The organism is Nostoc sp., from assembly GCF_036917235.1.
Taxonomy (GTDB): domain Bacteria; phylum Cyanobacteriota; class Cyanobacteriia; order Cyanobacteriales; family Nostocaceae; genus Nostoc.
The window spans coordinates 15,055-28,030 of the sequence record NZ_JBALDU010000091.1; the positions used below are offsets into that span (position 1 = coordinate 15,055).

The window sequence follows — 12,976 nt, forward strand, 5'->3', positions numbered from 1 at the left end:
GCTCCCTCATTTGCCGCATTAAGTAATAATAGTCACTCTCCCTGTATCCAAGTCGTAACGACCCCCGACAATTTTCAATTTGCCCGACTCCACCTGCTTAGTTAAAAGCTTTGATCGCTGCAATCGTTCAATTTGATATTGCACATTTGCCACCACAGCGTTTTCAACTGCATCACCCGGCTGATCCTTGACCCTTTTCAGGACTGGCTTAATTGCCTTAACAAAAGTACTAATATCACCAGGTAATGATTCCTTTTGGACAGCTGCGGTTACTGCGCCACAACGCTCATGGCCCATCACCATCAGCAGCGGAGAACCTAATAAGACAACTGCATATTCAATACTACCAATCGCTTCATGTGTGGCAATATTTCCGGCAATCCGCACATCAAAAATATCTCCAATGCCTTGATCGAAAACAATTTCTGCGGGGACTCGTGAATCCGCACAACTAAGGATGGTTGCAAATGGATGTTGAGCTTGAGCAACTTCGTGCAGCCGCAGCTCAGATTGATCGGGGTATTTGGGATGATGATCGACAAATCGCTGATTTCCCTCGATCAGCTTTTGTAAGGCGGCATCGGGATTGAGGGATTCAGCAGAAGTTGAGGGAATTTCGGCAGCTTTCGCCTGTTCTACCCGCCAGAGAAAATCGCTGGTAGATAGCATCATCCCAAATGCCCCGGTCATTCCCAACTTCAAAAAGTCACGACGTTCTATGAAATGCTTCATTGAATTTATCACTCTCTTAAATCGACGCAATACATCTGACAGAGCGAATTTCCATCACATCGGAAACATAACAAGTACCTCCGAATTTATTCAGGAGTGGTCTGAGATTTTCGACAACACGCTTGAGTTCTTCTGGCATACAAAATGCGAGGATGTAAACATTATCAAGCATGGTCATGTCTAAATCTTCTGTCGTTCCTCGTAATCCTTTACCAACAACATTTCTAATGACGGCATGGCTATGTACACCGGACTTGTCTAAATTATCTAAAATTTTGGCAAGCTCAAAGGAGTTGGCGATAATTTCTATCCTTTTAACTACGTGCATATTATTACCTCCAGAATAGGTTAATTCCGTAGAGATATAGCGGAATTCCCACAATAATATTGAACGGAAATGTGACTGCTAGAGCGGTAGAAACATATAGGCTGGGATTTGCTTCGGGAACAGTCATCCGCATCGCCGCCGGCACAGCAATGTAAGAAGCGCTGGCACACAATACAGCGAATAACAGCGAATTTCCCGGAGGCATACCGATGAATTTGGCGATCGCTAACCCAATGCCTGCATTGAGTATTGGAATTAGTATGGCAAATAAAATCAGGAAAACTCCGGTTTTTTGCAAGTCTTTAATTCTTCTGGCAGCCACCAGTCCCATATCCAATAAAAAGAAGGTGAGAATGCCATAAAACAACCCTTGAGCAAAGGGTTCTAATACGTGCCAACCACGTTCTCCTGTCAAGACGCCGATTAAGAGGCTACCGACTAGTAGAAAAACTGAACTATTAAGAAATGCTTCTTGCAAAACTTCCGACCAAGCAAACTCTCGCTTCTCATCGGCGGTGAATATACTCACCAAAATCAAACCAACAATGATCGCCGGAGATTCCATCAGGGCAAGAGCTGCTACCATGTAACCATCATACTGAATACCAAGCTCAGTGAGAAAAGCGCCAGCAGTGATGAAAGTAACGGCACTGATAGAACCGTAGGTTGCTGCGATCGCCGCAGCATCGTAAGTAGCCAGTTTCCACTTTAAGATAAAAAAGGTATAAATTGGAACAAAACAAGCCATCAACATTGCTGCCAGGAGTGTTAAGATTACTTCCTGATTCAGTCCGCTTTTGATTAGTTCTACCCCTCCTTTAAAACCAATTGCAAACAGCAAATACAACGAAAGGAGTTTGGGTACTGGTGGGGGAATTTCCAAATCAGACTTGACAAAAACAGCAGTCATGCCTAAAAAGAAAAACAAGATTGGCGGATTCAAAATGTTGGATACAATTAAGCTAAAATCCATATCCACCCCTCTTTATACTGGTAAAACCTGCAATTAAAGAAATTTTTCATCTTTAAAAATTTAACGGTTCAATGATGATGTATCGTGTATTGTTACCTAATGTCAATTGGTTACTCAAGGAGTGCATAGTCCGATTGGTGACTATACTCTCAGTTAGGTATGTACAGCGTTTTACAAGCAAATAAACCACGGGCTAGGGAACATTCTCATGTCCCCATGAAAACCTTTAGGGGCAATTAATAAATTGCCCCTACTGCTGATAACAGAACAAGTTAGAGCTTGCCTACTATTTTTTGATGTTTGATTCCCCGTGGCTGATTTTACGACACAACGCGCCGGAATAACTAGTGGCTAAGTTTTCTACGTAGAAAAGTTAACGTATGTCATGGCAATTCATGAATTGCCACAACACAAACTTTGTCTAAATCCCAGTATTTTTTGATTTATAACAGTTTTGTAAATCCTGCTTGCTCAAAATGCCGGTCAGATGTAAAGGCTTGAGTAATCCCCTCCTGTGTCATCACTGCAAAGCTAATACAGTCAGTTAGTCCCCAATCTTTATCAGGACGCTGGCTGTATAACATCCAACCTTCATCCAGCAATCTTTGGTCGAAAGGGATGATTTGCACACTTTTTAAAACTCTCAAACTGTTGATGAAAGCAACTGTCTGAATACGGCTAACTGGTGTACACAGAGCATCTGCAACCTCCAATAGTACAAACTCTGTTGTCACCAAAGGCGTTTCTAAGCGCAGAAGTCTATCCATTACCTCATTTGCCTGGTGATGAAGATTATCCCTAACATTAAGAAGAGCAATCCAGGCAGCTGTATCTACAAAAACTTTCGTCAAGGTTATGATTCTCGCTTTGGCATTCCATAGAGATAATGGTCATGCTGCTGTGCCAAATCGCTAATATCTGTATCAACTGCACAGTTTTTAATCAACTGCCTCAGCTTACCCCAATCTGAGTCTTCTGGCGTTGCTGGCTGAGGTGTGCGGTTTTCTTCAACAAACACAATTATAACTGACTGTCCCTCATGCCCTTCAATTGGTTCGTTAGGATGAACTACACCGTTTTGGAATGTGCCTTTGACTGACAGCATAGCTTTTTCTTACTTCTACATAAATCATGATACAGTACCATTCTGGTTAAGAATATTCCCACACAATCTTTATTGACCAAGTTTCGTTAGGATATTGTAACCTGGGCAATAGCGACTCTCTATTGATGTGACGCCAGGCGATCGCTTTTTCACATCTATGACAACAACCATCGACTTTCTCAGTCACCTTAACCCTAGCCAACGTCAAGCTGTCGAACACTACTGCGGCCCGTTGTTAGTTGTTGCTGGCGCAGGTTCCGGTAAAACACGAGCGCTGACTTATCGCATTGCGAATCTAATTCTGAAACACCGCGTTGATCCAGAAAATATCCTGGCGGTTACTTTTACCAATAAAGCCGCACGGGAAATGAAAGAACGGATTCAACGGCTGTTTGCGGAACAACTGGCAATGAAACAACACGGTCAGCGGTTGGATTTGTTGACAGAATACCAACAAACGCTACTGCGATCGCAAGTTTACAAAAACACGATCAAAGATTTGTGGTGTGGCACTTTCCACAGTCTATTTTCTCGTATTCTCCGTTTTGATATTGAAAAATACGTAGACGAAAAAGGACGCAAGTGGAATCGTAATTTCTCTATTTTTGATGAATCAGATGTAATAAGTCTGATCAAAGAAATTGTTAATAAAGAGCTAAATTTAGACGATAAGAAGTTTGATGCCCGTTCAGTTCGCTACGCTATTAGTAATGCGAAAAACCAAGGTTTATCGCCCCAAGAATTTGAGCAAGACCAACCAAATTATCGGGGACGGGTCATTGCCCAAGTATACAATTTATATCAAGATAAGCTAGCACAAAATAACGCTCTCGACTTTGACGACCTTATTCTTGTACCTACTAGACTATTTCAACAAAACGAGCAGGTATTGGGTTACTGGCATCGTAAGTTTCGTCATATCCTCGTAGATGAATATCAGGATACTAACCGCACTCAGTATCAACTTATTAATTTATTAGTTACTAATGGCGAAACCAAAAAGAGCGATTGGCAATGGGAAAATCGCTCAGTTTTTGTTGTCGGTGATGCAGACCAATCAATTTATAGCTTTCGGATGGCAGATTTCACCATCTTGCTAGGATTTCAGGAAGACTTTGGCGATGGTTTGGTAGATGATGACACCCGGACGATGGTTAAGTTGGAAGAAAACTATCGCTCTTGTGAAAACATTTTGCAAGCGGCTAATGAACTAATTGAAAATAACACCCAACGGATTGATAAAGTTCTGAAGGCGACGAGGGGGACGGGTGAGCAGATTACTTGTCACAAAGCCGATGAAGAACTTGCAGAAGCGGCATTTGTAATTAATCAAATTAGCACTTTAGAACAGCAAAATCCAGAGTTAAACTGGGGTAGTTTTGCCATACTTTATCGGACGAATGCCCAATCTCGTCCCTTTGAAGAATTGTTGGTGAAATATCAAATTCCTTACACAGTTGTGGGGGGAATGAGGTTTTATGATCGCAAAGAAATTAAAGATGTCGTAGCTTATTTAAGAGCAATAAATAATCCAGCTGATACAGTCAGTTTATTGCGAGTTATTAATACTCCCCGGCGGGGAATTGGCAAAACCACTATTGATGCTTTGATGAACGCATCTCAGCAATTAGGGACGACTCTGTGGGAAATACTCAGCGACGAAACATCAGTTAATACATTAGCTGGACGAGCGACAAAAGCTGTAAATAACTTTGCCGCAATAATTAGCCGTTGGCAAGGACAAGTCGCCACGCTTCCGGTGACAGAGGTTTTGCAAGGAATATTAGAAGATTCTGGTTACGTTCAAGACTTGATGAATCAAGGCACAGATGAAGCCACAGATCGGGTACAAAACGTTCAGGAACTTTATAACGCCGCATTGCAATTTCAAGAAGAAAACGAAGAGATTTCCCTGCGAGATTTTTTGAGTAGTGCTGCCCTAAGTTCTGATTTGGATAACTTAAAAGAAGGACAGACAGCCGTTTCTTTGATGACTTTGCACGCTTCCAAAGGTTTGGAATTTCCCGTAGTATTTTTGGTGGGATTAGAACAAGGGCTATTTCCTGGCTACCGTTCCCTAAGCGATCCTGCATCTTTGGAAGAGGAACGCCGTTTGTGTTATGTGGGGATTACTCGCGCCCAAGAAAGGTTATTTTTATCACACGCGCGGGAACGACGTTTGTATGGTTCTCGTGAACCTGCCATGCGATCGCAATTCCTCGACGAATTACCAGAAGAATTATTATCTACCAAACGCGCGAGTCGTCAAACTTATACTAAGAGTGCCTCTACTCCTAATGGGAAACAAGACTCAACACAGAATTGGCAAGTAGGCGATAGAGTATTACACAAAACCTTTGGTCTTGGCGAAATCACGCATGTATTTGGAACGGGTAATAAGATGTCTGTAGCAATTAAATTTGCCAGTTTGGGACAAAAAATTGTTGACCCAAGAGTAGCGCAGTTACAACGAGTAGAGTGATATGGTTGCAGATACCCGACTTCTTTGAGAAGTCGGGTATCTTGTTTTTCATATTTTAATTTCTTCAAAATGTTCAACAGTAGGAAACGGCTCATAAAAATGGTGCAAAAGTTTTTTCCACTCTTGAAACTCAGCAGAATTTCTAAATCCAACAGTATGAGATTCTAAAGTTTCCCATCTGACAAGTAACAAGTATTTACCTTTGACTTCTATACACTTATGCAATTCATGGGATAAATATCCGTCCATTGAAGAAATAATTTTAGAAGCTTTTTTGAAAGTAGCTTCAAAATCTGATTCTAGACCAGGTTTGACATGAAGAATAACTGCCTCAAGAATCATAAACGTTTTGCGGTAAGTATTAATGTAATGTTATTCAGTATAAAGTAAATGCGATGTCTACGATGGGCTACGCCTACGTATATATTTTATTGAATCAAAAATAATTATTGAAAAAATAGCTAATAGCAGCATAAAACGGAGTATATTGACTGTTAGCATTTAGTTTTTCATAACCTTGAGCAAGTAGCTGTATTTCTGCTTCAGTTAAACCATCAGTAGCAAGCAATGCAGCGTCAATTGCTAACCTACGCATATTTTGCAGCTTGCTGATATTGAGTGCAAGCCTCTCAATCGTTGTTTCAGCAGCAGTTTTTTTAGCTGGATCATCTGTTGGTTGAATTTCGCCAGAAGGAAGATATTTAAAAAAATCAGTGCAGGTTAGGTCTAGAGGCGAAACCATCAAATGATCGTCGTACCACTTATCTTTTCTATGACCACAATGTACTGGTACTCTAGGTTGATATTCATCTTCACCTTGACATGACACCATGAGATTTGTGTATTCATAAGTCAATTGTGTATAAATACTTTTGGGTTTCAAGTGTTCAATATGGCATTCATTCCTTGTGATTGAAGCACCACAGTAGCAGCAGATATAACCTTGTTCACAGAGCAATGCCTCGAACACGTTATTTTTCACTGATTGTTTGAATTTTATCCAAGGAAGTATCTTACCGCCAAGTTTCTTATTCCATTTAGTTAAGCTAATCGGTTCTGCACCCTTTTTTATGTGTTTCATCGATTGATAATTTCCTTGCGCCGGATGAGTACATCTGCTTTTACAAACTCCGGCTCATCTGCTCCAATTTCATTGGCTAACTGTTGTCGTAATTGCCTAGCACCTTCCAGGTTTCCTGCATCAATTAATCGAAAAAGTTTTAAAAGACTTTCCTTTATTTCCTGTGGACGGGCTGGAACACCCATTAAGTCTTCTAGTATTCGATTGCTATCTCTCCCAAAGGAACTTTCTGGTCTTTTAGCAACAACACCTTCATCTGTTTTTTCTAAAATATAAATTCCTTCTGGCTTGACTTGGCTGATAACCTGGGGCGAATGGGTAGTTACAATAAATTGGCAATTAGGGAATGTTTTTGTCAAAGCAGGAATAATTTCTCGTTGCCATTTTGGGTGTAGATGTAGTTCAATTTCATCAATTAAAACAACACCACTACCTTGGAGTGGATCTGGTAAACTAGGGTTAGCGATCGCTAATCGTCTTGCTAAATCACCGACCATTGCCAGCAAGCATTTCTCACCATCAGATAGCTGATTAACTATAAGTTCTTCACCTTGTTTTCTGACAGTCATTCGTAGGGGTGAACGCCTTACTCGTAAATTAGAAAAACTTGGTATTAATGAAGATATGGCTTGCCTCACTGATTCTAATTGCTTATCTCGATAACCGGAATTATCTTCTAGCCGTAACTCATTCTCTAAATCTTCTTGCTTTCTAAACCATTCAAAGAAGAGTCTAAACTCGCTTCCTGCTCCTGTAAGTGCATTTTCATAAATATCTATTTGTTCAAATAAATGCTTTGTCCGAATCTTCAAAGGAATATCCAGTACTGCACGATTTGTAGAATAATATACTACTACAGGAATATTTAATTGATTAAGTGTATATAAATCATTCTTGATATTTTCAGCAACCTTTGTTATGGCTGACAGGTTACTGCTAGTATCTTTGCTGCTTCCTTTATGTACCTTGGTCAGAGACCATATTGCTTCCTCAGAATTAAATAAAACAATAATTTCATTATGTGTTTCTTTTTGACCATTAGTGATGTCTTCCTCACTGAAGAGTCTTCCAGAAGATGTTGAGTGTTGAATTGAGCTAGTAAAACGCGACAAGAGAATGGCTAGGCAATCAATAATACTTGATTTACCCACGCCGTTGATACCAATAAGTACCGTTGGACTCGTTTCATCAAACTCAAGCGTCAAATCGCCGATTCCACGGAAGGATTGCATTTTCAAGCGCTTGACTTTCATAATAATTACGCTGATTTTAATTGAATAATGCCTTTATCAAAAACACGATTATTAGTAGCGATCGCACTTATTTCTATTCTATCTTTATACACTTCATAAGAAGCAAAACTTAAATCACTGGTAGAATACCCTGTCCACTCAGAACGACCTACAGGACGATTCCCAGCACCCGCGCCACAAATTAAGTAAGTTGTACCATCAATAGCACGAGTGCGTTCATAATTATGTTCGTGACCATTGATGTAAAGTTGAACGCCGTATTTTTTAAACAGGGGAGTAAAAGTTTTAATAAAATCGGCATTATTACCATACTGACCCGATGAATAAATCGGATGATGACCAAACACCACTTTCCAAGGAGCATTACTAAGACTTAATTCTTTTTCTAACCAAGGTAGCTGGTTTTTCCAATCAGCATTCCCGTTAGTATCTAAAGCAAAAAATTGTACAGTTCCGCGACGGAATGTATAGTAACGTCCCTTCATATTAAAACCAGCATACTTGACTTGTAGATCGCCATTAGCGGTACGAATATCGTGATTACCTAAACAAGCCTGAAATTTCACACCTTGCTTGAGTAAACCTTGATAAGGACGCTCAAAAACTGCATTAATTTTCTCTATTTCGCCGTTATTGTAAATGTTATCTCCAGCTAAAACGACTAAATCATAAGGATTTTTTTTATGATACGCATTCATCGCTCCAGCCACAGCATACTGTCCCTTAGCCCCAGTCCCCGTATCTGCTACAGACACAAAACGTAATAACAAGTCTTTTTTGGCTGGGTTGGCGGCTATAGCTGTTGTTGAATCGCTAATATCAGCACTTTGATGATTTTGATGAGCTAACATCCAGCTTAAAAATCCTGTACTAATGGCGCTGATGCTACTTAAAAATAAAAATTGACGGCGTTTCAGTTTCATAAGTCACCAAATTTAATAAATAGTCAGTTTAGCGGAAACAACGAGCAATGAAGTGATACATTAAGGCAAAAGAAGGCAGCACCAGTAATAATGTACGTTGTTTGTCTTTGATTCGCTGCTTTTGGTGAAAGTTCCATGTCACAAGACAATCAGTCAAAACCGACGGATAAGCAAGTAACTCAACCTCCCCAAAAACCTTACCAGAGAGTTCAGCCCTTTTGGAAGGCTAAAATTATCCAACTTCTCCAAGGGACGATTGGGGTTTTAGAAGTAACGGTGGAGAAACTGGAGACACCACCCCCATCTGGTACTGAGGAAAAACCCGGCTTTTTGCAGCAGCTTCAGTTGTGGTGGGGTGGATTGTTAAGGACAATCCGGTTGTTTTTACCATCAAATTTGTCAACAAAGTTATCAGATACAGCTTTGACGGGAATTGTTACTGGAATTGCTGTAATTCTTGTTTGGACGACTACGACTGTTTTTACTGGTAAACCTACTGAAGTAGCAACAGTTCCCCCAGTTGAGGAGGTTCCTGTACCGACACCAACGATAACCACTCCACCGGAGTTAACTGCACCAGAACCACAGCCACCAGAGGAAATTACGCCACCGCCAGAAGTACAAATTACGCCACCAACGCCGGAACCAGAACCAATTCCTACGCCAACGCCAATCCCAACACCAACGCCGACACCAATTATAGAATTGACACCTGAACAAGCCTTGATTGCGGCTATTGAAAATCAGGTAGCTGAAATTAGCGATCGCGTTGCCTCTGGTCTGATAAAGTCAATTCAAGCCAACTTCCGTACAAGTAACTTGACTGTCAAAATTAGTGATGATTGGTACACTCTCAAGGAATCTCAGCAAGACAAACTAGCTGCGGAGATATTACAACGCTCTCAAGAACTTGATTTTACTCATTTAGAAATTATCGACTCCCAAAATAGGCTAATAGCTCGTAACCCAGTTGTTGGGACTGATATAGTAATTTTTAAACGGCAAACAGCAAGTTAAAATAATTCGTACCTCGGCTTCTCTACGAGACGCTACGCATAGCTTGCTTCCCCGAAGGGGTACGCTCGGCAACCTAATTCGTAATTTGGAGTTTAACTTTAAGTATTTATGTTAGACAACGTTTCGCTATTGCTGAAAGCTTGTGAAAATTTAAACATCAGCTATGAAATTCTTCATCCTTCTGAAAACTTGGTCAAAATAAAATTGAATAATAAACAGCATTATTTTTGCAACTATAGTACTCCGTTGCTTAATCAAGCAGTAGCACACCTGCTCAAAGATAAAGAATATACTTATCATGTTTTAAATAAAAAGCTTAAGCTTCCTCGGACGGTGGGTTTTCTTTCCCCTTTTTGTGACACCAAATATAAGATTTACTTAAAATTCCCAACTATTCAAGATATTGTATTGGAAATAAAAGAAAATTTTGAAACACCAGTAATTATTAAAAGAAATTCTGGTGCAAGTGGACATAATGTATTTTTATGTAAGAATCTAGATGAAATTGAAACTGCTTTAAAAGAAATTTTTAATATCAATAATAAGTATGATTATGTCGCTCTTGCTCAAGAATTTATTCACATCAAATCTGAATATAGAGCCGTTTTCTTAAATAAAGAGTTGATTCTACTCTATGAAAAAGATATAACTGATGCGAAATTTGTCGGTAATCTCAGTCCTTTACACTGGGATGGTGCGAAAGCAAAGTATATTAACGATCCAGAAATAATATCAGAGATTACTAATTTTGCTCAACCAGTTTTTGAAGAATTAGACCTTGATTATGGTGGTTTTGATATTGTATTAGATCGAGATAATCAATATTGGTTAATTGAAATCAACTCTCACCCAAATTTTGGCATTTTTATTAGAGATAATGGAGAGGAGTATGTATTGAAAATTTTTGAAAAAATGCTCGATAGCCTAGCCTCAAATTGAAGAAACAAATCATCACAAAGACGCGATAAATCGCCGTCTCTACAAATACTGATTATTGTAAAGACGGCGATTCATCGCGTCTCTTGCTTAACTCCTAACTCACCACTCTCACTGCCTGAGTTGGTATCCATACAGTAAAAACTGAGCCGATACTTACAGTTGATTCTACTTCAATTCGACCCCGATGGAGTTCTATAAGTTGTTTAGTTAAAGCTAGTCCAAGTCCAGTTCCTTCGTAACGGCGGCGATAAGGTGTATCGAGTTGCTGAAATTTCTCAAACAGTAATGGTAATTGTTCTTCAGGAATGCCAATCCCGGTGTCTTCTACTTGAAAAATAGCGGTGTCGTCTTCCACCCAAAGACGTAAAGTAACGCTGCCACTTTCAGGGGTAAATTTAATCGCATTGGTTAACAGATTCCAAAGAATTTGTTCTACTCGTTTGGCATCGCCGATAAAGCGATCGCGCCTGGGATCGATTTGCAGATCCAGTATAAGATTAATTTGTTCGCTTGTTGCTTTTTTTCGCAGTGACTCTACAGCATTTTGAGCAACATTCACCAAAGAAAATTCCGCAATATTTAAAGCTGTCTTACCAGCCTCGATTTGCGATAAATCGAGGATGTCGTTAATCATTTCTAATAAATGTTCTCCACTGTCGTGGATTGTTTGCAGATAACCGCGTTGTCGTTGACTCAATTCACCCAAGGGCCAGCGTAATAACGTCGAAGACATTCCAATCACATAAGTTAAAGGCGTGAGCAATTCATGACTGATAGTAGCGAGAAACTCACTTCTGATCCGGCTAGCAGCTTCGGCGGCGAGGAGAGCATCACGCAGAGCCATTGTGCGCTCAATAACTCGTTGTTCGAGATTTTGTTTTTCTTGGGTGAGGGTTTGCATTAACTCAGCTTGCTGGTTGCGATCGCTAATTGTTCTGCGATCGCAACCAGCAAGCTTTTTTCGCTATCATTCCACTGGTGAGGTTCATCGCACTGATGAGCAATCAGCAATCCCCACAGTTTATCCTCAAACATAATCGGTGCAGCCAACTTAGCCCTAACTTGGCATTCCCTTAAAAAATTTAACAAACACTCTTCCAGAGCATAAGTTTTTTCAACATCATCCACAGCTAAGATAAAACCTTGTCGATACTTCTCCCAACACCGAGAGGTTCGGATAAAGCAATTTTTCTCCGTGTAATTCAACACCGATGTAATCGCATCTGTAGCACGGGCTTCATAGACAATATAACCTCCATATTTTTGATAATCTTCTAGAAGAGGTTGATTATTGACTGATATAAAAGGTGAGTCTTTATTGTTGTTCTCGTGTATATAAAAATTGATTTCAGAAGGTTCCCTAACTGATAGTTTCATGCCTATTGCCAGTGCCGTTTCATTGAGGGGAATACTATCAGACTGGTATTGTTGAGTACTAACTTGGGAACCTTCAAATTTATAAATTACTAATCTGTCTAATTCCAGAAACTCACGCACCTGTGTAATTGCCGTTGCCATAATGACAGGCAAATCCAGGCTTTTGCGGATCTGCGTTGTTACCTGATTTAACAACCGCTCTTGAGAAATCTGTTTTTTTAAAGCATCTTCTACTGGCTGACAGATATAAACTGCTGGCCCAACTGGGCTGGGAGATGCTATTATTTCTTGGTTTGGCTGAGTTAGGAGATATTCTAATAACAATAGCGTAAATTGACTTTGGAGCGTAGCATCATTAGGTCTAATAATTTGCTGATAGCGTTCGAGATTTTGGTGAGTATAAGAATCGCACTCAAACAAGTCTCTCAATTCGTAGATAAATGTTGCGATCGCCTCCAAATTAAACGTCAACTGAGCATTGATTTCTGAGTAAATTCCTTGCCCCTCTGTTTCCCTGCTTCTTTGCTCAAAGGTTCCTACCAAAAGGGCGCTAAACTGCTCAGAAACCACTAATGTAAACCTTTGCCTTTGCCACTCCACAGGTATGTAAATCCGCACCAACACAGCTTCTGTCAGTATCAAAACGGCACTTCCCACCGTTTGAGCCATCTGTTCTAACAACTCCCCAAGCTGATTAAATACAACAATAGGCAAGGTTCGAGAAAAGCTCAAATCAGGAGAACTAAGCATTTTCAATCATTTTGGT

General features: G+C 40.1%; 14 protein-coding genes. 3 read left to right on the forward strand and 11 right to left on the reverse strand.

What is annotated here, in order from left to right; translation table 11 throughout:
• Positions 1-18 precede the first annotated feature (18 nt).
• From V7K44_RS25650 to V7K44_RS25670, 5 genes are all read right to left on the reverse strand, one after another.
• Complete coding sequence (locus V7K44_RS25650; RefSeq protein ID WP_334935673.1) at positions 19-732, reverse strand: carbonic anhydrase; 714 nt, start codon at positions 730-732, stop codon at positions 19-21.
• 16 nt (positions 733-748) lie between these two features.
• Complete coding sequence (locus tag V7K44_RS25655; protein WP_334935675.1) at positions 749-1,060, reverse strand: P-II family nitrogen regulator; 312 nt, start codon at positions 1,058-1,060, stop codon at positions 749-751.
• Between the two features lie 4 nt (positions 1,061-1,064).
• Positions 1,065-2,033, reverse strand: a complete 969-nt coding sequence (locus V7K44_RS25660) for a sodium-dependent bicarbonate transport family permease (protein WP_334696749.1) — start codon at positions 2,031-2,033, stop codon at positions 1,065-1,067.
• Between the two features lie 443 nt (positions 2,034-2,476).
• A complete protein-coding gene (locus V7K44_RS25665) occupies positions 2,477-2,884 on the reverse strand; it encodes a type II toxin-antitoxin system VapC family toxin (protein WP_334935678.1) in 408 nt (135 codons plus the stop codon).
• A gap of 2 nt (positions 2,885-2,886) precedes the next feature.
• Positions 2,887-3,138 carry a hypothetical protein gene (locus tag V7K44_RS25670; protein ID WP_334935680.1) on the reverse strand — a complete coding sequence of 84 codons (252 nt, stop codon included), beginning with the start codon at positions 3,136-3,138 and terminating at the stop codon, positions 2,887-2,889.
• A 157-nt stretch (positions 3,139-3,295) separates the two neighbouring features.
• On the opposite strand from V7K44_RS25670, the gene pcrA reads away from it, so the two are divergent.
• Positions 3,296-5,620 (forward strand): DNA helicase PcrA, encoded by a 2,325-nt coding sequence (gene pcrA / locus V7K44_RS25675; protein ID WP_334935682.1) that lies wholly within the window; start codon positions 3,296-3,298, stop codon positions 5,618-5,620.
• Positions 5,621-5,668: 48 nt separating this feature from the next.
• On the opposite strand, the gene V7K44_RS25680 is transcribed toward pcrA, so the two are convergent.
• From V7K44_RS25680 to V7K44_RS25695, 4 genes are all read right to left on the reverse strand, one after another.
• A complete protein-coding gene (locus V7K44_RS25680) occupies positions 5,669-5,962 on the reverse strand; it encodes an antibiotic biosynthesis monooxygenase family protein (RefSeq protein WP_334935684.1) in 294 nt (97 codons plus the stop codon).
• A gap of 94 nt (positions 5,963-6,056) precedes the next feature.
• Positions 6,057-6,701 (reverse strand): retron system putative HNH endonuclease, encoded by a 645-nt coding sequence (locus tag V7K44_RS25685; RefSeq protein ID WP_334935686.1) that lies wholly within the window; start codon positions 6,699-6,701, stop codon positions 6,057-6,059.
• On the reverse strand, positions 6,698-7,933 hold the full coding sequence (locus V7K44_RS25690; protein WP_442940718.1) for an AAA family ATPase: 1,236 nt from the start codon (positions 7,931-7,933) through the stop codon (positions 6,698-6,700). The genes V7K44_RS25685 and V7K44_RS25690 overlap by 4 nt, the downstream gene beginning before the upstream one ends.
• A 26-nt stretch (positions 7,934-7,959) precedes the next feature.
• Positions 7,960-8,877: a metallophosphoesterase family protein gene (locus V7K44_RS25695; RefSeq protein ID WP_334935690.1), complete on the reverse strand. Its 918-nt coding sequence runs from the start codon at positions 8,875-8,877 to the stop codon at positions 7,960-7,962.
• A 135-nt stretch (positions 8,878-9,012) separates the two neighbouring features.
• Here V7K44_RS25695 and V7K44_RS25700 point away from each other — a divergent pair, with 135 nt between their 5' ends.
• Together V7K44_RS25700 and V7K44_RS25705 are read left to right on the forward strand one after the other, a co-directional pair.
• Positions 9,013-9,894, forward strand: coding sequence for a hypothetical protein (locus tag V7K44_RS25700; RefSeq protein ID WP_334935692.1), 882 nt, complete (start codon positions 9,013-9,015; stop codon positions 9,892-9,894).
• A 108-nt stretch (positions 9,895-10,002) separates the two neighbouring features.
• Positions 10,003-10,833: an ATP-grasp domain-containing protein gene (locus V7K44_RS25705; protein ID WP_334935694.1), complete on the forward strand. Its 831-nt coding sequence runs from the start codon at positions 10,003-10,005 to the stop codon at positions 10,831-10,833.
• Positions 10,834-10,927: 94 nt separating this feature from the next.
• Here the strand turns inward: V7K44_RS25705 and V7K44_RS33305 are convergent, their stop codons facing one another.
• Together V7K44_RS33305 and V7K44_RS33310 are read right to left on the reverse strand one after the other, a co-directional pair.
• A complete protein-coding gene (locus tag V7K44_RS33305; RefSeq protein ID WP_442940719.1) occupies positions 10,928-11,734 on the reverse strand; it encodes a sensor histidine kinase in 807 nt (268 codons plus the stop codon).
• Positions 11,734-12,960: a GAF domain-containing protein gene (locus tag V7K44_RS33310; RefSeq protein WP_442940720.1), complete on the reverse strand. Its 1,227-nt coding sequence runs from the start codon at positions 12,958-12,960 to the stop codon at positions 11,734-11,736. The genes V7K44_RS33305 and V7K44_RS33310 overlap by 1 nt, the downstream gene beginning before the upstream one ends.
• Between the last annotated feature and the right edge of the window lie 16 nt (positions 12,961-12,976).